The sequence below is a fragment of the Vibrio sp. Vb2131 genome, assembly GCF_033338535.1.
Lineage (GTDB): Bacteria > Pseudomonadota > Gammaproteobacteria > Enterobacterales > Vibrionaceae > Vibrio > Vibrio alginolyticus.
In genome coordinates this window covers 25753-46550 of record NZ_JAWOSW010000015.1, presented here as the reverse complement: position 1 = coordinate 46550, position 20798 = coordinate 25753, and the positions used below count along the sequence as shown (strand labels likewise).

The following is a 20798-nucleotide window of genomic DNA, read 5'->3' as shown; positions in this document are numbered from 1 at the left end:
GTGGGATAATGATAAATATGACAAATCTGTTGCGCTCAGTCGACAACAGCCATAAAGGGCTGCAATTGCTATTAGGCGATTTTTACCAAGATTTCAGTGACGCAGGGATTGATATTGAGATGCTGCATAAACAAAACCGTTTTGAAGCACTCAGATGTTATTCAAAAAGACTAAAGACCATTCTCGTCTTGTTATGTGATGACGACTTACCACCAAAATTGGCAAAGATTGAACACTTAAACAAACACCATTTCCCTGCTCCTAATGAATTGATCGAGGACGTTAAAACCGAGCTTAACAACGTAAACAAACAAATTAGCCAGCTGTTAAAAATCGAAAATTCAATCGATAGCCGCACAGGTAGTGAATCGTAGGGGTGGCTCATGAGTAATAAGCAAATAGAACATCACCTCAAAAAGGCGCTCGTTTCGAACAACGAAGCTTCGAAGGTAACAACAGACGATACAATCGTGCTAGCCAGTGCAATGACCAGCGTACACAAAACCTTGCTGGTTATCTTTTTGCTTTCCATGGTGGCTATCGCCGTGGCATCTCAGGCTCGTATCGACATTGTGGTGTCGGTGCGCGGTGAGCTATTGCTCGAATCTGACATCGAAAAAGTGCAACACCTTGAAGGCGGTATTCTAGAAGAAATGCTAGTGCGCAAAGGCGAAGTAGTTTACGAAGGTCAGCCTATTGCACGCCTTCGCTCTCTGGATAGAAACACTCAACTCGATACGGTAAACACAGAGATCATTCAGCTAGAGCTAGACAAGATTCGTTACGAAAGCCTGCGCGATATGGTGGAACCCGATTTTTCTGCCTACATCGAAAACTACCCAGAATTAGTGCAAGTCAACATGAATACCTGGCAGCAAGAATTTTCTAAAAACCGTTCCAATGAAGAGTTGATCACTCACGATATCCAACATAAGAATTCGCTTATTGATTCAATGCTCAAGCGCCGTAAAAGCTCCGAGAACCAGCTCTCCTTGATACGCAAGCAGCTCAATATTAAGAACACCTTGTACAAAGAGGAAATGGCGTCTTACGTCGATGTTCTGAATATGCAGGTTCAAGAGTCAAACATGGTGCGTGAGATAGAAAACCTTGATGAGTCGGTCATGAATGAGCGCTTCCAACTCGACAAACTAGAGAAGCAGTACCGAGACTTGGTGGAGAATCGTAATGCCGAGTATCAAGCACAAATCATTCAAGCAAACAAGGACTTAAAGTTGAAACGTATATTACGTCCTCAACACTCAGATAAAGTGGATCGCCTCGTGGTTTACGCCCCTATTGACGGTGTAGTAGATAAAGTGCACTTCAACTTCCGCTCCGCTGTGATACCGCCAGGTGAAAGCATCGCGGACATTGCACCGATCAATAACGCCCTTCACGGAGAGGCGAAGATCCCTCGTAAAGACATGGGCTTTGTAGAAATCGGACAAGCGGTCAAAGTGAAGATGGATACCTACAACTTTGCCAAATACGGATTTTTGGAAGGTCGAATTGCATCGATCAGCCGTTCTTCTTATGAAGAAGAAGACGCTGAATTCTATCTCGCGGAAATCCAAATCAGTCAAAACTATCTAGAGCGCGGAGGCACACAATACAAGCTGTCCCCTTATATGGAGTTTACCGCAGACGTGAAAACAGGTTCACGCCGGGTGATCGAATACGCAGCGAAGCCGGTTATGTCGGCTATCGAAGACGCATTCGATGAGAGGTGATGGATGAGTAGCAAACCTTCTTACAATATTTCCGTTCCTGTTATGCGCCTAAGCATTGCTTTCAGCTTGATGCTGGCTGCCCTCGCCTTTTATTTGTATATCTCTTGGGAAAAAGTGGATTCAGTCGAGAAAGTGCAAAACGCGCCTCTTTTGGTTCAAGCTCAACAGCTCAACCAAACTATCGAGTTTGATATTCAAACGCTTCAACGCTGTTTAAGCGCACGTTATTGCAGTACAACAGAGCTTGATTTTGAGGTTCTGAAAGACGAAATTGACCAATTTAAGTCGCTCGCGTCACTCAACAAAACCGAGTTTAGCTTGGTGGGCGCGACCGAATACACGCAGCTTGAACTGGCAATCAATCGCTTCTCAGACAGCCAAAAAACACGCGACGATGTGTTGGCACTGTACCTCTCGCTCACCAATAACTACCTACAAATGGACGACAACTACCGGACCATATTTAACAACCATGCGAGCGACCTAATGATGGAGAAAAACGAGTTCTTCATTTGGTTGTTTGTGGTCGTTGTCGTACTGGTTGGTATCGCAGTGCTATCGAACTTGGTGGCAATCCTTAAGCTGAAAAAATCCAGCTCGAATGAGCGTGACATTGACCAAGAATTCGATGAGCTTTATCAAGAGCTCAAACAACTGGATTTACAAAGGTTGGAAGAGTTGCTGAATGAAGTGAGCATCAATCCGAAGCAGCGTCAGATCTACTCTCACCTAAAACTGATTTTCAGCAAACTCGAAGAACAAAAACGCAATAACGATCTCTACAAGCAGCTCTATGCTCTGATTGGTTACGAGATTCGTGGCATCACCAACACCATTAACGGCGGCGTGCAATATCTCGTTCAAGAGACCGATGAGAGCGGCGTGTTGATGGCGCAAGATATAACCTCGGCTGCCAATACCCTGTCTGAATTGGCAGAGAACTACAACCGACTCATTTCACAAGGGACCGAGAGCAAATCGAAAGAGTTTTCACTGCTGAATGTACTGTCTGAATTGATGATTCACATCAGTTCAAAAGTGCAGCGAAATGAAGGTGAGCTAGACTGCTTTATCTCAGATAACTTACCAAACCGTGTTGAAGGACAATCCACCAGCTTATTCTGGGTGTTGTTCCTACAGCTATCAAATGCCATCCAACTCAAAGCCGACAAGAAACTGTTTGTCACCATTGAATCAGGTGCGGCGTCAGACATTGAAAATACCCGCCTGACCATCAATCTAAACTTCTTAACCACGCTGGATGTGCCGCTTGCCAAGCTCAATACCCTACACTGGAGCGACCATAAACAGCACACTGCAACCAAAGACGATTTGGCGAAAAGCGTGTTGAAAGATTATGGCTATTACGAGAGCCATTGGTATCAATCGGGCAATCAGGAACGTTTTCAAATTCAGCTCGATTTGAAAGCCAAAAGCTTCCACACCGAGAAAACTCGCTTCGACAATAAGCGCCTATTACTGTGTGCCAACTCTCAGCTGCGCATTGATGTGATGAGCAAAATGTTAGTCAACTTGGGCTTAGAGATTACGCCAATTCGAACGCCGAACGAACTCTTCTCTGCGGCAAAAACCTTTGGCGAATACGATGCCATCATGCTGACCGACACGTTCGAGCCAAACAAGCTGCCCTCACTGAGCAAAACGGTGAAATCGCAACTGCGCAATCACCCGAACACGAAGTTGTTGCTTTCAGTCACTAGCACTCAGCAAGCACAAGAGAGTCATACCTTTGTCGACAAGATTCTGAACTCCCCCGCGATTCCGTATGAGTTCATCCCTAACCTATTAGCAATCATGGAAGCGGAAGCCTCTGAAGAACAGATGGAGAACAGCTCATTCCTGATTGTGGAGGATGACCGTGTTCAACAGATTCTACTCAAACGTATTTTGAGCAAGCAAGAATACGAAGCCGACACCGTTGGCGATGGCGCAGACGCCGTTCAGCATTTCATGAATCAGCGTTCAGACATCATTTTTATGGACTGCATCATGCCGGGCATGGGCGGCATTGAAGCGACCAAACGCATTCGACAATACGAACAAGAGAGCGGACAGAACCCTTGCACCATTATAGGTGCGACAGCATTGACCAGCAGTAATGAACACCAAGCTTGTATCGAAGCTGGAATGGATTACGTGATCAGCAAACCTTATAAAAACGACGAAATCATCAAGGTGATCAACAAGTATGTGGCGGTACAGAAACTTAACTAGCTGTGTATTGGCAGCGCTTACATTGAGCAACGCTCCTTCGGCAATGGCGACCACCTTGCTTGAGGCGGTCAAACTCGGCTTGGAAAACAATTTATCTCTGCGCGCTAGTGATAAAGGCGTGGAGGAAAACGAATACAACATCGACATTAGCCGTTCTAAGTTCCTGCCCTCTTTAAACGGTGCCGCTGATACCACATGGAATGAAAACGAGACCATATTAACGGGAACACCGGATACACGTTTAAGCTACAACTCGAACAGCTACAGCGTGTCTTTATCCCAATCGGTGTTTAACCTTGGTGACATCTTCAAATACGGTACCGCGAAGCTTGATTTCAACATTGAAGAAATCAAACACGAGAACAAAATCCAGAACACCATTTCTGAAATCGCGACGCAATATTTCGAGTACCTGAAAAACAACGCGCAAATCAAAGCCACCAAAGTCGAGCTTAAATCGTCTGAAACACGTGAGCGCCAAATGCGTCGCAACGTGGAGCTTGGCAACACTGCGGCGAGCGAGTTGTATGAGGTGATTGCTCAGAAAGAAGGCATTGCCAACCGCTTAAGAACCTTAGAGAAGGACCGACGTGTGATTTTGAACGGTTTAGAGATTCAAGTTCAATACCCGGTCACCCCATCGCAGGACATCTACGAAAGCGTGCCCTTGGCGGAAATCAGCGAATCCGAACAACGCGCAATTCTTGAACAAGCTTTGAAGCTCAATAACGACTTATTAGTCGCGAAGAAGACCGTAGAACGCAGCCGAAGAGGCTTGAAAGAGAGCGGTTCAAACTTTGTGCCGACCGTATCGCTCTCTGCCAGTTACCGTTACGACGATGCAAACAACTATGACCGAGCCGACCCAACCGCAACAGGGGACAGTAACTCGACCAGCGTCGGTTTGAACTTGAATGTGCCAATTTTCTCCGGCGGTTCGGATTACTACGGTTATCAAAAATCGTCGACTGCCATCGAGCGAACCGAGCTACTTTACCAAGATTCGTTGTTCACGACTCGCAATAGCGTTAACACCTCGGTGCTCAACATTAATGACTTCTCCCGCGCCATCAGCAGTTACGAGAACATCATCCGAGCCAACTACGCTTCCTACAAAGGCATTCAACGCGCTTACCAGCTTGGTACGCGAACCATTACCGACTTACTGGCAGCGGAAAGTAAACTGTTTAGCGCACTACGTGATTACGAGAGCGCGCGCTATGACTACATCATTGAATCAATCAATCTTGAGCAAATCAAAGGCATGCTGTCGGTGCAATCCATCGAAAGCATCATGCAGTTGATGAGTGATATCGAAGGCAGAAGCAATCAAGACTTAGTTCCAAAACACCTTCTCTCCAAACCATCGATTAAGAAAGGAGGTCGCAATGCAAACTGAGCATTTTTCCCAGAAGATTAACTTTGCTGACAAGTGTTATCTGACTTTCTCAACGGTCATCTCAACGCTGTTTGGTTTGGTACTGCCCTTTTCGATTCTGATTATCTTTGACCGTGTTTTACCTAACCAAGCTAAAGACACGCTGTTTCTTCTGTTTGCCATTATCTTGATCACCATCTTCCTCGACTATCACTTAAAGAATCAGGAAGAGAAGATTTCGTCGGTGATCATGAAGCAGTTCGAAACCAACTTAACCAACAAGGTGTTTCAATCCATCTGTTTGGCTGAGATATCGAAGTTTCGTCGCCTAGAACCCGGTGAATACCTAGAGCGTATTGCTACCATTCCAGAGATTAAATCCTTCTTTGGCGGAGAATCTGTACGGGCATTGATCAATCTTGCAGTCAGCATACTGACCATTCTGATTATCGGTGTGATCAACATTTGGGCGGGAGTGACCATCTTGCTCGCCTCCATCATTTTGGCGGTGTTCGCACTCAGCCTTTCCAAGCAAAAGATCAACAGCCTAGAAAACAAATCCGATATCGAAGGCTTAACCACCTCAAAAATTATCGAGATCATCTCTAGCCCACTCGATATCAAAGCACGCAATATGGAATATCGCGTTGAGAGCTTGATGACACAAATGGTGGAAGAACGTGAAGTCGAGAACATCAAATACGAGCAAATCGAATCAAACTTCAGCCTTATCTTGTCGCTCATACAACAGCTCTCCATTGCTTGTGTGGTGGTGGTTTTGGCAACGGCAGTTATCAACATGCAATCGAGCCAAGGCATCATGGCAGCCATCATCATGCTTACCAACCGTTACTTCGCGCCATACCAGCAAGTGATGCGTACGGTGAGCCGCTGGGAGTTGAACAAGCTTCATATTCAACGTATCGCCGAGTTGCTTGAGCTTGCTGCGTCTGTAGAACAACAAAATGACACGACAGAAGTCGAGCGCATCTCGGTGAAGTATTCGGAAAAGCAACGCATCGAGTTTGAACGCGGTCAGGCTTACTTGCTAACAGGGAAAAGCGGCGCAGGCAAAACCCACCTCGCCAACTGCATTACGCGGCAAAACACCGACAGCAAGCTCGATATCCAAATCAACGAGACACCGCTCGATGACGTCAACTACAACGTCTGGCGCAATAGCGTGCTCATGGTCGACAAAACCAGTTCGTTCGTCGAAGGCACCATCATCGACAACTTGACTTGTTTCCGCCCGAGCTTAAATAACACGGCATTTGCGCTTTGCGAAACCATGAACATCAAGGCACAAATCGATGCCCTTCCCGCTGGTTTTTACACCGAGCTTAAAGGACATTTACGCAACCCATTCTCGCGCCAAGTCGCTTATGCCTTGTTGTTAGTGCGTGCCTTACTCGCGAACAAACGTGTTTTGATCTTCGACGACATCGATTGTGTTTATGATGACGACTTCGCTCGATTGGTTTTGACCAGTACCGCCTATCGCGCCAACGACAAAATCCTCATCATCGTCAGCAATAAGATGGACAAACTCAATCATCGCCTCAAACGCGTCAAACTTACCGGAGGTGACCAATGAGTATTTTGGTTGATTTTAATAATGTCCCTCAGCGCTTGTTGGACTTTGAGGCTCGCAGTTATGACGAGCGATACAATGAGTCACCTTTGATTCGTGGTTTAGCTTACACCCTCATAGCGCTTGAATGGGAAGGCACACCTTCTATCCTCAGCGACGCTTTTATCCCTAAACCAAAAGACAGCGACAGTTTTATCGCTACGATTGAACGCCTTGGTTACCGTTGTGACGTCACCAAATTAAAAACGTTGGAGCACATCGAGGGGCATCCTCATCCTTGTTTTATCGAGATAGAAAACCTCACTGCGATTTTCTTGGGCACTAAAGACGGCAAACTGATCCTGTTTGATTACACCAATAACAACACCATTGAATACCCGCTCTACAAAAAGCCGTGCTTGTTGGTCTCGATCAGCGAATACTCCCGCTTATTCCGAGAGCCACCACCTGAATCTCAAGACCGCAGCAACTGGATTAAATACGCGTTTTATCGCTACAACAATGAACTCAAAAGCCTGATTATTCTCAGCTTCGTGGTCAGCATTCTCGGCGCACTCCAGCCCTTTTTTATTATGAGTGTGTACAACTTCGCCTTAACCTCTAGCTCGCAAGCCACGCTTTATTGGCTCACGTTATTTGCTGTGATTGTTGGGTTCTCGGAATACTTTTTCAAGAAAATGCGGGTCAACATCATCGCCACATCAGGGAAGGATTTGGCGGTGCATATTTCTCAAAACGTGATATCCAAACTGTTGTGGCTTCCGTATTCGATGACATCTACCGCTGGTGTCTCTTCTCAGTTAGCACGTTTGAAAGACATCGACACTTTCCGCCGTTTGGTAACCGCAGAGTCAACATTAAGCTACTTCGACATGCCGTTTGTTATCGTATTCATTATTGCCATTGCTCTTATGTCTGGTACCGCAGCGCTAGTCGTTATGGCGGGGTTGATTCTAATGTTGGTGTTCTGTGTTTATTCTCGTTACATCTACTCGCAAGCCACGTCCAAGAGCTCTCGCGCCAACGCCATGGTTTCTTACCAATGGAATGAGATTCTTCGTGGTATAAAAACCATCCAAGGCTTGCCATTATTGCGTGTTATCCAATCCCGCTTTAGCGCATCGCATTTACAAAGCACCAACGATGCAGAACATGTTTCAGTGACTAATAGCAGGGTTCAGGCAGCAGGCGGGAGTTTGATTCAGGTTATTGGTACCGCAAGTATCGTCGCGGCCGTTATCGGCGTGATGGACGGCACCTCCGATGCAGGTGCAATGCTTGCTACCGTAATTTTAGTCTGGAAGGCGTTGGGGCCTATTATGGGCATCTACAACTCTATTTCTAAGTTCCAATCCATTAAGGCGTCTTCTGCGCAAATCAACAACCTTATGGCGATGAATGACGATAAGCTAACGTTAGAGAAAAGCCCCCCTATTCGCCTATTTCAAGGTAGTATCGTCGGCTCTGGTGTGAGCCATCGTTATAGTGGTGCGGCAACAGGCTTAACTAATCTTGGTTTTAAAATTCCACCGGGCGCAAAAGTTGTGATTTGTGGACCAACAGGTTGCGGTAAAACGACGCTCATTTCTATTATCGCTGGGCTAGAGGAACGCTATCAAGGCTCAGTTTCGGTGGACGGTTATAACATCAAACAATTCAACAGTTACCGCTATCGAACCTCGATTAACTACATCCCGTTTAACCTGCATATTTTTGAAGGCTCCTTGGAGACTAACTTCATCTTGCATAATGGGTTAATCCCAACAGAAAAAATGCGTGAAATGGTGAGTTTCTTTGAGCTCGATACATGGTTGCCACAAGGCCTGGACACTCAATTGAGCGTTGATATCTGTAAAAGTTTACCAAATGGTATTCAACAAAGACTGCGGCTCGCATTAGGGCTAGGTAACTGCGAACAATCTTTGATTATCATTGACGAGCCATTTAATGGTGCAGAGCAAGAAAACTCGCACTACTTCAAGCGGTTATTCAGCGACAAACTACTCAATAAGACCGTTATTTTCTCAACGAATGATCCGGGCATGATCTCTACTTCCAATATGAGCTTAGTCTTGGAGCCAGATGGCAACTTGAAGTATTTCGGGTTAACCGATAAGTACTTAAAAAGTCTAAGTTAAGTTCGGAATGTGGTGTGGTTCATCATTCATAATTGAGCACGGTCATTGACAAAAATGTAAACGATGAGACTATTTACTCTGTAAGCGCGTACACTAAGGAATCCGATGTATACATTTGTTGCAGACAAATTGGATGTGGTTTATTTATCAACGATACCAGAAAACTACCAGTTACAAGACTTTGACGTGCCTGAAGAAGAACTCGAAATTCGTGAAATTGTAGAGGTATGGTATGAGTGTGCGTTTCTTCCTGACTTTAACCTTCAACACATCGACATCGAAAACAAAACCGCATTAGTCGAGACACAAGCGCAAGTCGTAAACAACTACACAAGTACGCTCGCTTTTTTACTCAAAAGTCGTACTTATCGCGCAGCACTTAACCGATTATTGAGTGTATGGAGATTGGAGGCAGCAGCTAAAGCACAGCTTGAGCTGCTGTTACTTACGGAAGAACAGAGTAGCAAGCCAGTAAATTAATCGGCTAGGATAAGGGGCTAAAAATCTTAAACCCAACCATCGAACCGGAGACGTTTCTGCACGCGTTCAACCGCCTCTATCTGCATCTGACGAACACGCTCGTTAGACACGTTTAACAACAGGCCTATTTCCGACAAGGTTTTCACTCTCTGGTCAAATAATCCGAATCGATGGATTAAGACTTTCTGCAACTTAGTTGGCAAGGTTTTAATAATATTTTCAATAGCTTGAGTAAAGCACTGGTTTTCACAGTCTTGTTGTGGATCTGGCGTATACTCACTTTCACACAGTTCAAGAACAAATGGAACACGATGAAGGTCCGCAGTGGTCGATACATCAATAAAGCCACTAAGAGCAACAAGTTCATCTATACGCTCTGCTTTCACCCCTGAGCAGCGTGAGAGTTCAGAAATAGACAACTCCTTGCTCTCACTTTTTGACGCATCGAGCTTTTTTAAAGCCAGGCTATTTATCTCTTTGCACACATGAGCAGGTAAACGTACCGTGCGGCCATTGTTCATTAATGCCGCTTCTATATTCTCGCGAATCCACCATACCGCATAAGTAGAAAAACGGTAGCCTGGCTCAGGATCGAACTTATCGACCGCTTTTATCAAACCAATGTTACCTTCTTCTATTAAATCGAGCAGAGTAAAGTTATTGCCTGGCCGTTTGAGGTAGCCTTTTGCGATTTTCACAACAAGTCGAAGATTAGACTCAATCAACATTTCGCGCGCTTCTTCATCACCAGCTCGATTAAGTTTGGCGTAATGCAACTCCTCTTCACGAGACAACAAATCAATCCCCACAATATCTTTGAGATAGTGAGCATAAGGGTCTTTCCCAACTGACAACGATTCTTTCATTGACAGTTCATCCGTGACAGCTCGGAACCTAGCAAAGCATTCGTTGTTCATTCCCCGTCCTTCTCAAGCCAACTTATTTCTTATCTTCTTTAATTGTTTTTGTACAACACCGTATGCATCATGATTTATATGCATTACTTTACACTGAGTGTAGACAGGGGTTCTGATCTTTACCAAGAAATCACTTATCACTTTAAAACAATTACTGCTTCTATGATAAAAACGTGAGCAAGCGGGGGTTTATATATATGAAAGTGATAGTATTTGTACGCAAATTGGCCTCAAAGAAAACAACGCAACGTGATCGTCAACGCTTACCACCTTACTCTGACTAAAACTTTGAGGCTTGAGGATGGTTTGAAGTATCAGTTGAATTAGCGAGACCTAATTCACTTGACGAAGCGCAGGTTGAAGCTGACAGTCTGTTATAACTTGGAAAACTGCACGATTCTTTCCTTCAGACTTACCTTGATACATCAACTCGTCAGCATCTTGCAAGCTCACGATGTGGGTAAACTCAGGATAGTAAGCACAGCCCAAACTGATACTCAAATGAATTGCTTGTCCGCCCAGTATAACAGGCTGATCGTAAACGGCTTTACAAAGCATATTGGCAAAATTGAGCGCTTCTCGCTCTGACAGAGAAGACGTAACGAGTGCGAACTCTTCTCCTCCAATTCTCGCCAATGTCATTCGGTCATCAGTCATCGACTTAGCGGCTTCTGCGATGGCAACTATTGCTCGGTCTCCAACAAGGTGGCCATATCGATCATTGATTGATTTAAAATCATCAATATCAAACACCATCACCGTTAAGTTTCGCTTCAAATGATTCAGTAGCGCCAATTGCTCAATCAGGTGTCTACGGTTGTATAGCTTTGTGAGAGAATCCGTCAACGTCATCTCTAGCAATTGCTGATTGGCAATCGTTAACTGCCTTGTCCGAAGAGCAACCATACGTTTGAGGGCAAAAATATGATAAAGCGTTGCAACCGCCATAATGAAAATAGCAATAGGGAAAAGATAAAGTGGATAAACCGTTTTCACCACACTCCAACGGGTGAGGATCCGCTCACGATCCGTATCGATGACTTTTTCAAACGCTCTTGATACCTCTAAAATGGAAGTTGCACTGTGCATTCCTGCTGCAATCCGAAGATCTTTACTATATAAGCTAATTGTCGGGACAAACATACCCGCTCCCGGCGTGGTTGCCATATAAAAGTTAGCAACTTGCAGGTCTGCAACAAAGTACAGCACCTTTTTATCGACGGCGGCTTGTATCATCGAATCATTGTTAATGTATTCTGCGATAGGTGCATTCGGATAATTCGTCTGAACAAACTCAGACTCGTAACTTCCTTTAACAACGCCAATTGGCAGCGTCATTTCGCCAGTTAAAACACTCCTGATATCAACCGAAAGTACATCTTTATTTACGTACAGTTTGGTTTGGATAGGCATTATGACTGCGCCAAAGTCCATATACTTCGCTCTTTCGGGCGAGTAGACAAGTCCTCCGTGAAAGTCAGCCTTACCCTCTTTTACGGCTTGTAAAGAAGCATCCCAATCCAAAAGGAGAAACTGAACGTCGATTTGGTTGTTCGCCGCGTACTCTTTCCAAAAGTCGATTAAAATACCTTTAGGTTCACCATCTGGGCTAAGGTAAGAGAACGGCTTCCACGCTTTGGAGTTAGCAACAATTAAAGAATGAGACTCTGACTTGTGTGCATGCGCCATCGGACAAATGGACAGCCACAGTAGTAATAAAGAAGCACACGCTTTTTTACATTTGCAACCATAAGTACCATAACTCGTCGATGACATACCTACTTCTCACCAGTCTTTTTAAACCATAATCTCGGCTGTTTGATTAGACTAAAGATATAGTAGAGTTGCATAAGACAGGAAGTGACGCTTATTGATATGAATCTAACTTAGTAAGTTTTAGTACTTAATTGGTACTTTCAACGCCTAGCTCGCTGAAGCAGTTGAAGCAGTTGAAGCAGTTGAAGCAGTTGAAGCAGTTGAAGCAGTTGAAGCAGTTGAAGCAGTTGAAGCAGTACATGATAAATTAGGAAAACTTATCTGGTACTAAAAATTGAATATCATCAGTTTTGCAAACACCTAGTACCAACAAAAAAGCCCTATTCAAAATCCACCTTGGGGAGAACTTTGAATAGGGCTCTTTGCCTCTATGCTTCATTTTACGGCTGAAGCTACCTTTACCTTTTTTCGCTTTAACGACTCGTGTTTGGAACAGCTGACTGGTAACAACCGCTTTTAACGCGTTGTCTTTGATTTCACCTCTGCCGAAGTCGGTCTCATGTTGTGAGCCACTCGGTTGAGGACTGATTTTACGCTTTGCCATAAATCCTCCTTAATGGTCGAACCAGATTGGACAATAATTATATAAATAAGTCAAATTTATAGATTTAGTTGAATTTTATGCTAAAAAACTTCACATCACCGTCATTTATTTGAAATTTAATCAAAAACATGCTGGTTAAATAGTGACTAAATACAAATATTTGTCCATAAAGCACTAATATATGTTGACTCTTCGTGGAATTAACCTAGACTCAAACACGGCTAGAAAGAAAGTTCTTTGTTTTCACATTTCGTTGGATTACTTGTAACCCGTCGTCCTGTGGTACGCAATAGCAATTTATTTTTCCACGCTATAAGCGCCGTTGAGGCGAAAGATTACATTATTTAGATATTTAGGAAATAGACATGTCTAACACAGCTACTGGCACAGTTAAGTGGTTCAACGAAACTAAAGGCTTCGGTTTCATTCAACAAGAAAACGGTCCTGACGTATTTGCTCACTTCTCTGCAATCACTGGTGACGGCTTCCGTACTCTAGTTGAAGGCCAGAAAGTAGAATTTGTTATCTCTCAAGGTCAAAAAGGCCCTCAAGCAGAGCAAATCAAAGTACTTTAATTCTTAAAGAATTTGATACGATAGCCAGCTTTTAAAGCTGGCTATTTTTTTGCCTAAAACTTATTTTGCCAACAAAACGATATAAATCTATGGCTCTTAAACCAACCATTTACAAATTTCGTATCGCCATTTCCGATATGAATAATGACTATTACGATTCTAAGAATCTAACTATCGCCCTTCACCCTTCTGAAAAGCCGCAAAGAATGTTGGCTCGCATTCTAGCTTACTGTTTAAATGCTCAAAGCAATCTGGAGTTTACAAAAGGACTCTCTACGATTGAAGAGCCTGATTTATGGCATGTTGGCGATGATCAAAGCATTACTCACTGGATTGAAATTGGCGAACCAGAACCAGACAGAATTAAGAAAGCTTCTCGCCTAGCAAAGCATGTAAAAGTTTACACTTATAACACCAAAGCGGCTGTCTGGTGGGACAAAATGTCAGGAAAGTTCTCAATGCTTCCCGTCAACGTAGAGAGCTTTGACTATGACGCTATCGACTTGATTTGTCAGCACCTTGACCGAGGTACTAGCCTTTCTGTTATGATTACTGGCAGCTCAATTTTTGTTGATATCAATGATCAGCATATCGAAGTAACGGTGAAGGAACTAAAAAACCATGACGTCTCTTAGTGAACTGAGTCAAGAGATGGGATTTGAAGAAATCCCCTTTGTTAAAGAACATAAAGCAGCAAAGCGACGTTGGTTAAAAGAACAGTCACAACTATTTACAAAAGTCTGTGAGAACAAACCCACAACAGCACCTACTCTTCACCTGCTTGGCCTTTTGACCAAATCACATATTGAAGCAAGTGCTAACTACGAGCAACATGCTCACTCTACCCAGCGTATGCAGCAAGTTCTGACTGACTCCTTGGGTAATGAGCACGCGGATAAGTTTACTAACCAATCTGCTGAAGACCTAATCTTAGTCACCCACCTTTGGTTATACACGCAAGGCTATTTAAATATGGATTTCAGCTTGGCGCACGATCATGCTGAGCAGACTCAAAATACATTGCAGCACGAGCTTGTCATAAAACGCATGGACGTTGATGCATTCAGAACCGAACTCATGCAAAGTTTTTATCAAGGTAAGGAAGCCCGTCCGGCTTCAGCAAGTGGCTTTTGGGGTTGGTTTAAACGTCTATTTTCCACATAAAATACATGGTTTTATCCATTTCAAACAACTGATAGACTTCACGCTCAGTGCAACAAGCATCATGATTGCATTCTTAAAGGACAGTTACCCAATGAACATCAAGGGATCATTATGAAGTTTATCCGTTGGATTTTAGGCAAGGTTATCTTATTGCTGAACGCGGTGTTCTCACCTCGTGGTATTAAGCGCACCGCAGAAGAACAGCAACGTATTGATGAAAAAGCGAAACAATACGCACTTTACCAATTTGAAGCCTGCCCTTTTTGCGTAAAGGTCCGCCGTGCAATGAAACGTCAATCGGTGAACATTGAGCTACGTGATGCAAAAAATAATCCTACTCATCGAGCTGAACTAGAGCAAGGTGGTGGGCGAGTTAAAGTCCCTTGCCTTCGTATCGAAAAAGATGGCGAAACACAGTGGTTATACGAGTCATCTGACATCGTCGCTTACGTTGAAAAAGAATTTGCCTAAGTTCCCCCTATGAACATTGGCGGATGTAAAAGAGGCACCTAACGGTGCCTCTTTTCTATTTTTTCTAGCTAAATGTTGCCGTGCGAGCTTTCCTTATTCAGTCTTCTTGCTCAACTCCGAACTTAAACTCCACTAAGCAAATAACGAGTATGCGAGAACAACACAACGAAGATTACCGCCCAACGTCTGTGTTATTCATCCACGATCAATGTTAGCTCTACGCGCCGATTGCAAGCTTTACCACTTGCTGTCGCATTGCTGCACTTCGGTACATACTCTCCGAAGCCTCTAGAAAACACTCGTTGACGTGGAATACTCGTCGCCAATAGTTGTTTTTCTACTTCACGAGCTCGCTTTTCAGATAGCGTGTCGTTGAAACTTTCAGCTCCCGTACTATCCGCATGACCATCAATCACGACATCAACATCAGTTCTTCCAGCCAGATAGTGACCAATGTTTCGAATCCAATCTTGAGATTGAGCAGATAACCGTGCAGAGCCCGTTTGAAAATGCACTTGCTCTTTCAAACGTATCATCAGGTGACCACCACTAAGCGTCTCGTGAGGAATGTTATGCCTGCTCAGGAACATTTCCAGAGAGGTCACGTTTTGCGACTTTTTTACTGACGCCCTCGCCGTTTGATATGAACGAGGGGAAGAAGCCACATTGGATGCGCTCGGGTATCCCCACTCTGGGTGTCTCAGCTCAGTGTTTGATTTAGGAGCTGTATCTAAAATGTTCCCACCAGGGACCATATCTTGATCGAGGCTGCTGCACCCGGCCAGAATGCCACAAACAATTAAAAACCAATGCTTCATACCATTACCAACGTAGAAAAACTCTTGTTCATTGTGTCGACAAAACACGCCGAATCTTTAGCGCTTTTGTCCACCGATTGGTTTGTCTATGCAGCGTTCATGCCACTGGAGTCAATGCAAAATCATCTCTCAAATAAAAAGCAACACTAAAATACCCTACCCTTACAGCCCATACGTCAGGCAAAGTCTGTTACCAATGGTCTCATTTTATTGTTATTTAATGGTTTTAGTCACTATCGTTAACCGATAAACTAACGCAAATTTCTCATTTAGAGCACTACTATGTTAAAAACCATATCGAAAGGCTTTGCTGTTGTTGTTGCCGTAATGGCTTTGTCGGCATGCGATAGCGGCAAGAGTCAGCCTCAGCAAGGCAAACAATACGAAGTTTTGCCAGTATCCCTTGAAGAATATGATTTAGCTCCCCTGACTGAAGCATTCTCTTTAACTTGTGGCCACTGCCGCTCAATGGAAGAGTTTGTCCCTCAAATTGAATCATTGACCGATCAAAGCGTTGAAAAAATGCATGTAACGTTCAATGAAAGTGCACAAGTGAGCGCCATCATCTTCTATACTGCCGTAATGCAGCTTGAATCAACACCAGATAAAGCGTTTATGGCGGATCTTTTTACTGCTGTGCAAATGGGTGCCGATGCAACGGCTGAGGAACGCCAAATCGCTGTTGAGAAAGCCTTTGAGTCTCGCAACCTTATCAGCCCTTACCATTTAGATGAAGCACAGCAAAAAGCGCTGTTTGAGTACATCACTAAGGCAGAAGCGATCACGACTCGCGGCCAAATTAACTCCGTTCCAGCCTTTATCGTAAACGGAAAATATCAAGTGATTACTGGTGGTCATGACAGCGTTGAAGCCATGGCAGAAACCATCAAATTTTTGCTAAAACAACCTAAATAGACAAGGAGATTACGTGTCTAAATTTTTGTTTCCTCTTATTATCTTTATTTTGGCGGGCTTTTTCATTTACCGTACTTGGACAAACCATAAAGTAGCAGATGAAAACTTTGCCAAAGGCCAAGCATTCTTACTAGAAAATGCGAAAAAAGAAGGCGTCATCACAACAGAAAGTGGCCTTCAATACATGGTTCTTGAAAAAGGCGAAGGTGAGGTTCACCCAACTGCAACAAGTAAAGTAAAAGTACACTACCACGGCACCTTGATTGATGGCACGATATTCGATAGCTCTGTTAATCGTGGTGAGCCGATTTCATTTGGTCTTAACCAAGTCATTAAAGGCTGGCAAGAAGGTCTACAATACATGGTAGAAGGTGAGAAAATCCGCCTTTTCGTACCAAGCACGCTTGGCTATGGTAAGAGTGGCTCTGGCCCAATTCCACCAGCAAGTGTTTTGATCTTTGATGTTGAACTGCTAGAAATTCAATAAATCTAGAAAGCTTTGTCTTAAAGCCAAAGTATCAAAACCAAAAACGCCGCGAACCACGCGGCGTTTTCTGTTTTAAGAAAGGTTAAAAACCAATATAGTGATCCGAAAGCAATGCAATGAACAACGCCAAAAGATGATAGATAGAGAATTTAAACGTCTCCATCGCGGTATTTGGCTCTGGTGCATATTTTAGCTTCCATGCATGGTACATAAAGCCAACATTGAGTAGTAGCGAGGCAAAAAGATACACCACGCCGACCATACCAACCAAAACCGGTAGGACACAAACCAAAGTCAATAGAACCGTATACAACAGAATAGAAGTTTTGGTGTACTCAATGCCGTGTGTCACTGGCAGCATGGGAATATCTACCTTGCGGTAATCCTCGACACGATGAATAGCCAGAGCCCAAAAATGTGGTGGCGTCCAGATAAAAATGATCATCACGAGCAGCCAAGCATTCGCATGTAATTGCCCTGTTACAGCAGTCCAACCGAGAAGAGGCGGCATCGCACCGGCAATCCCTGCAATGACGATATTTTGGGGCGTAGCACGTTTGAGGTACATTGTGTATACCATCGCATAGCCGAGCAAACTCATCAAAGTCAACCATGCCGTCAGCGGGTTGACCATCGCATATAGAAGTACAAACCCTAAGACACCTAAAACTGTAGCGAAGGCTATCACCGATGATGGTTTAGTCTCACCCGATGGCAATGGTCGTTTGTGTGTACGTGCCATTCTCGCATCAATTCGGCGGTCAATTAGATGATTAAACGCTGCCGCAGACCCTGCCATCAGACCAATCCCCGTTAGGCCAACTACCGCCTGAAACCAGGGGAAATCATCAACCGGGGCTAAGCTCATCCCTACTACTGCCGTCACCAACATTAACGCCACCACTTTAGGTTTCGTTAACTTCAAATAAACGGAACTTAGTCGCTTTCGCCCATTTAACGACAGCACGATTTCTTTACTCATAGCGAACTCCTTTCGCGGTGTAATTCCAAGCCGTTTTACCCTGCCACAAGTAAAACTGGCTAACACAAACGAGACTCAACATAACAGCGGCACCAAGGTTGTGTGCCACCGCGACATAGATAGGAAGTTGAAATACTACGTTGCTTACACCCAGCATAATTTGGCACACCAGAGTGAATAACAGCCACCCTCCGATTCTCTGTGAATGATGAGAATCTTGCCTCATAAGCCCAATACTATAAGCCAATACCACGGTGGCGGTAACAATAGCGCCTATACGATGAGTGACGTGTATAGTCATTCTTGCCGGATACTCCAAGACACCAAATTCATAATTCTCGAATCCAGTTTGCCAGAAAGAAAACGCTTCTTTCCATGAGAGATGGCTCATCCAGTCTCCCTCACAAATCGGCAGTGTGGTACACATCAGCGCAGCATAATTTGACGAAGTCCATCCTCCAAGGAGCACTTGCACCAAAACAACCAGGAAAACCAACAATGAAAAGCCTCTCAGAGAGCTAGAAGATGGAGAGAAATAGAGATTGTTTTGCGCTTTTAATTGGCAGTAAAAAATCGCCTGTAACGCCAATAAAACAAAACCACCGAGCAAGTGAAGCATCACGATGACGGGCATTAATTTAAGAGTAACTGTCCACATTCCCAAAAGTGCCTGCCCAATCACCAATACGCTGAGCAACATCGGAATGGTTGAATTTACACGCTCAGACCTTATTGATATCGCTGCCATCGCAAAAATGACTAAACCTAACGTTCCTGCAAAATAGCGATGAATCATCTCAAGCCATGCTTTCTCATGCTCTACTGCCCGCTCGGGGAAGTTCAGGTTAGCACGTATGACGTCTTCTTCTTGATGCGGCACAGAAAAGTGCCCATAACAACCAGGCCAGTCCGGGCAACCTAACCCTGCATCTGAAAGGCGAGTATATGCCCCTAACATGATCACCACGAGAGTTAGCAGCAAACTGAATCTAACCAACTGAATTAATTTCATATGCACTTCCTCTAACCGACTCGTGACAGTTTTAAGAGCTTGCGTAAGTCCGCCAACATACCTTTATTCAATAGGACTAAGTCCTCATTTGGTTTCGGCGAGTAAGACATCACCAGTTGCCCAAGAGGATCAACGATCAACATTTGCCCAGGTTTCACTTTTGCGGTAACCAATTCATTCATTTGCATCGCTAACATCGATACTTCTATGGGACCTGAATGCTCAGTCTGCCAAACGACTGGCACTACCCGCTCTTGATACTTACCTAAAGCAACATGGCTTTGCTGAAGCAGGTAAAGCTGCTGTTTACACTCTTCAGTGCATTCGTTAGGCAATACATAAGCGAGTTGCCAAGCATGGTCTTTGAGAGGTGACTCTTGACCAAGTTGCTCTAACGTCGTGTATGGTTCGACTAACTCGCCTCTATTGGTCACTCCGCTTTGATACCACCCTTGTGTGAGAATGACTTTTGCAATGACAGCGGGAAGCGCGAACGTACAAACCAGCGCAATCAACATTAGTCGTCCTTTGGTTACTTTAGATGTCATGCTTCACCTCCATGTGACGCAACTTTTTTTGCCAACGAACAAAAACAATTAAAGTCAGTAATAAGAAAACACCTGCCATCGAAAACCATTGAATCGAATAGCCAAAATGTTTGGCACTATTGAGTGGCAATGGATTCCAAGGAAAGTCATAGGGCCAACGAGTTAAATTGTCTGGCTGCAAGACTGCGGGCATAAGTTCAATATTCAGTAGCTGATTCAATTGCGCGATGTTTAGGTTTTGCACGCGAATAACATCGCCAACTTCCGGCATTAACTCTGAACTCAGTGGATTAGTAGATTTTCGGTACAGGCGTCCTGTGATGAAAGTCGAATTATCGAGTTTGGTGACCGTTGGTAACACTGAGCGTTCTGCTCTTCCCTCGACAAAACCAAGCTCCAATAACGCATAGGCACTAGGCTCATCGCTCGTCAATACAATCTGAAATGCTAAATATCCCACACTGCCTTTATGCGTTTGGTTGTCTAACAAAATTACGGGAAACGCCTGAGGAACAACATTAACTTCCACTTTTTTCCCGAGGATACTTTCCTCTCGCCAGTCGTTGTCTTCAAGAACGACGCTTAGTGCTTGGTACGCACTATCCGCACGCGCGAGAATGGCTTGTTCCAATGCTTGTTTTTCCTGCCCTCTCTCAAACTGCCAAAAACCCAGTTTGACCAAAAGAGAAAACACAACCACAGTTAAACCAACTGCAACCCAAAACCGTTTCGATAGCCATAATTGTCTTGATAACAACAATGATGAAACCGGAGGTGCCATGTCCACCGTATTTCTATTCAAACTGACGCTTGTCCTTTTGCTGCTTTTCATTATCTTCAACCTCGCAAAAGCGCTTATCGAAATGGTTCGTGAAGACCCAGATAATCCTGAAAAAAGAGACAAACCCATGAGTCATTACTTAGGCCGTCGAGTCATGTTCTCCGCTTTGGTGGTCGTCCTTTTGCTTATTGCGCTCAGCTCGGGTTGGCTAACACCAAACCCTCGCCCTTATTAGTCGAACCAAGAGTTC

22 protein-coding genes are annotated in these 20798 nt (G+C 44.2%); 14 read left to right on the top strand and 8 right to left on the bottom strand.

Translation table 11 applies throughout. The features are described 5' to 3' along the window. Positions 1-5: 5 nt before the first annotated feature. The 7 genes from R7E38_RS16125 (at position 6) to R7E38_RS16095 (ending at position 9558) form a co-directional block, all read left to right on the top strand. Positions 6-374, top strand: a complete 369-nt coding sequence (locus tag R7E38_RS16125; protein ID WP_025998718.1) for a hypothetical protein — start codon at positions 6-8, stop codon at positions 372-374. A gap of 9 nt (positions 375-383) precedes the next feature. Further along, complete coding sequence (locus R7E38_RS16120; protein ID WP_053307833.1) at positions 384-1733, top strand: HlyD family type I secretion periplasmic adaptor subunit; 1350 nt, start codon at positions 384-386, stop codon at positions 1731-1733. A 3-nt stretch (positions 1734-1736) separates the two neighbouring features. Then, positions 1737-3968 (top strand): response regulator, encoded by a 2232-nt coding sequence (locus R7E38_RS16115; RefSeq protein WP_042521473.1) that lies wholly within the window; start codon positions 1737-1739, stop codon positions 3966-3968. Next, positions 3943-5367, top strand: a complete 1425-nt coding sequence (locus R7E38_RS16110) for a TolC family protein (RefSeq protein WP_182016669.1) — start codon at positions 3943-3945, stop codon at positions 5365-5367. The genes R7E38_RS16115 and R7E38_RS16110 overlap by 26 nt, the downstream gene beginning before the upstream one ends. Continuing rightward, positions 5357-6943 carry an ATP-binding cassette domain-containing protein gene (locus R7E38_RS16105; protein ID WP_226084048.1) on the top strand — a complete coding sequence of 529 codons (1587 nt, stop codon included), beginning with the start codon at positions 5357-5359 and terminating at the stop codon, positions 6941-6943. Before R7E38_RS16110 ends, R7E38_RS16105 begins: the two co-directional genes overlap by 11 nt. After that, entirely contained in the window at positions 6940-9078 is a 2139-nt protein-coding gene (locus R7E38_RS16100) for an ATP-binding cassette domain-containing protein (RefSeq protein ID WP_226084047.1), read from the top strand. Before R7E38_RS16105 ends, R7E38_RS16100 begins: the two co-directional genes overlap by 4 nt. A gap of 105 nt (positions 9079-9183) precedes the next feature. Then, complete coding sequence (locus R7E38_RS16095) at positions 9184-9558, top strand: hypothetical protein (protein WP_005375619.1); 375 nt, start codon at positions 9184-9186, stop codon at positions 9556-9558. Positions 9559-9584: 26 nt separating this feature from the next. Here the strand turns inward: R7E38_RS16095 and R7E38_RS16090 are convergent, their stop codons facing one another. From R7E38_RS16090 to R7E38_RS16080, 3 genes are all read right to left on the bottom strand, one after another. Then, complete coding sequence (locus tag R7E38_RS16090; protein WP_017635872.1) at positions 9585-10475, bottom strand: RNA polymerase sigma factor RpoD/SigA; 891 nt, start codon at positions 10473-10475, stop codon at positions 9585-9587. A gap of 333 nt (positions 10476-10808) precedes the next feature. Beyond that, positions 10809-12251: a diguanylate cyclase domain-containing protein gene (locus R7E38_RS16085; RefSeq protein WP_226084045.1), complete on the bottom strand. Its 1443-nt coding sequence runs from the start codon at positions 12249-12251 to the stop codon at positions 10809-10811. A gap of 247 nt (positions 12252-12498) precedes the next feature. Next, positions 12499-12795, bottom strand: coding sequence for an alternative ribosome-rescue factor A (locus R7E38_RS16080; RefSeq protein ID WP_017635870.1), 297 nt, complete (start codon positions 12793-12795; stop codon positions 12499-12501). A 365-nt stretch (positions 12796-13160) separates the two neighbouring features. Between R7E38_RS16080 and R7E38_RS16075 the strand changes: the two genes are divergently transcribed. From R7E38_RS16075 to R7E38_RS16060, 4 genes are all read left to right on the top strand, one after another. Next, on the top strand, positions 13161-13370 hold the full coding sequence (locus R7E38_RS16075) for a cold-shock protein (protein ID WP_005375625.1): 210 nt from the start codon (positions 13161-13163) through the stop codon (positions 13368-13370). Between the two features lie 89 nt (positions 13371-13459). Beyond that, entirely contained in the window at positions 13460-14005 is a 546-nt protein-coding gene (locus tag R7E38_RS16070; RefSeq protein ID WP_005375627.1) for a YaeQ family protein, read from the top strand. Further along, positions 13992-14534 (top strand): hypothetical protein, encoded by a 543-nt coding sequence (locus R7E38_RS16065; protein ID WP_054578697.1) that lies wholly within the window; start codon positions 13992-13994, stop codon positions 14532-14534. Before R7E38_RS16070 ends, R7E38_RS16065 begins: the two co-directional genes overlap by 14 nt. A 111-nt stretch (positions 14535-14645) precedes the next feature. Beyond that, a complete protein-coding gene (locus R7E38_RS16060) occupies positions 14646-15005 on the top strand; it encodes a glutaredoxin family protein (protein ID WP_005375631.1) in 360 nt (119 codons plus the stop codon). 191 nt (positions 15006-15196) lie between these two features. On the opposite strand, the gene R7E38_RS16055 is transcribed toward R7E38_RS16060, so the two are convergent. Continuing rightward, the gene (locus R7E38_RS16055) at positions 15197-15823 is read right to left on the bottom strand and encodes an OmpA family protein (RefSeq protein ID WP_025768460.1); all 627 of its coding nucleotides are present in this window, start codon (positions 15821-15823) and stop codon (positions 15197-15199) included. Positions 15824-16105: 282 nt separating this feature from the next. On the opposite strand from R7E38_RS16055, the gene R7E38_RS16050 reads away from it, so the two are divergent. Next, on the top strand, positions 16106-16738 hold the full coding sequence (locus R7E38_RS16050; protein ID WP_054578696.1) for a thiol:disulfide interchange protein DsbA/DsbL: 633 nt from the start codon (positions 16106-16108) through the stop codon (positions 16736-16738). 13 nt (positions 16739-16751) lie between these two features. Next, positions 16752-17225 carry an FKBP-type peptidyl-prolyl cis-trans isomerase gene (locus R7E38_RS16045; protein ID WP_054578695.1) on the top strand — a complete coding sequence of 158 codons (474 nt, stop codon included), beginning with the start codon at positions 16752-16754 and terminating at the stop codon, positions 17223-17225. 82 nt (positions 17226-17307) lie between these two features. On the opposite strand, the gene cyoE is transcribed toward R7E38_RS16045, so the two are convergent. Genes cyoE through R7E38_RS16025 form a run of 4 tightly spaced genes read right to left on the bottom strand, consistent with a single transcriptional unit; the run spans position 17308 to position 20548 of the window. Beyond that, positions 17308-18207, bottom strand: coding sequence for a heme o synthase (gene cyoE, locus R7E38_RS16040; RefSeq protein ID WP_182016671.1), 900 nt, complete (start codon positions 18205-18207; stop codon positions 17308-17310). Next, positions 18200-19219 carry a COX15/CtaA family protein gene (locus R7E38_RS16035; RefSeq protein ID WP_033906821.1) on the bottom strand — a complete coding sequence of 340 codons (1020 nt, stop codon included), beginning with the start codon at positions 19217-19219 and terminating at the stop codon, positions 18200-18202. Before R7E38_RS16035 ends, cyoE begins: the two co-directional genes overlap by 8 nt. Positions 19220-19230: 11 nt before the next feature. After that, a complete protein-coding gene (locus R7E38_RS16030) occupies positions 19231-19767 on the bottom strand; it encodes a cytochrome oxidase biogenesis cluster protein (protein WP_226084044.1) in 537 nt (178 codons plus the stop codon). Further along, on the bottom strand, positions 19757-20548 hold the full coding sequence (locus tag R7E38_RS16025) for an SURF1 family protein (protein WP_169644602.1): 792 nt from the start codon (positions 20546-20548) through the stop codon (positions 19757-19759). The genes R7E38_RS16030 and R7E38_RS16025 overlap by 11 nt, the downstream gene beginning before the upstream one ends. On the opposite strand from R7E38_RS16025, the gene R7E38_RS16020 reads away from it, so the two are divergent. Beyond that, the gene (locus tag R7E38_RS16020) at positions 20547-20783 is read left to right on the top strand and encodes a DUF2909 domain-containing protein (protein ID WP_169644567.1); all 237 of its coding nucleotides are present in this window, start codon (positions 20547-20549) and stop codon (positions 20781-20783) included. The genes R7E38_RS16025 and R7E38_RS16020 overlap by 2 nt on opposite strands. Positions 20784-20798 lie beyond the last annotated feature (15 nt).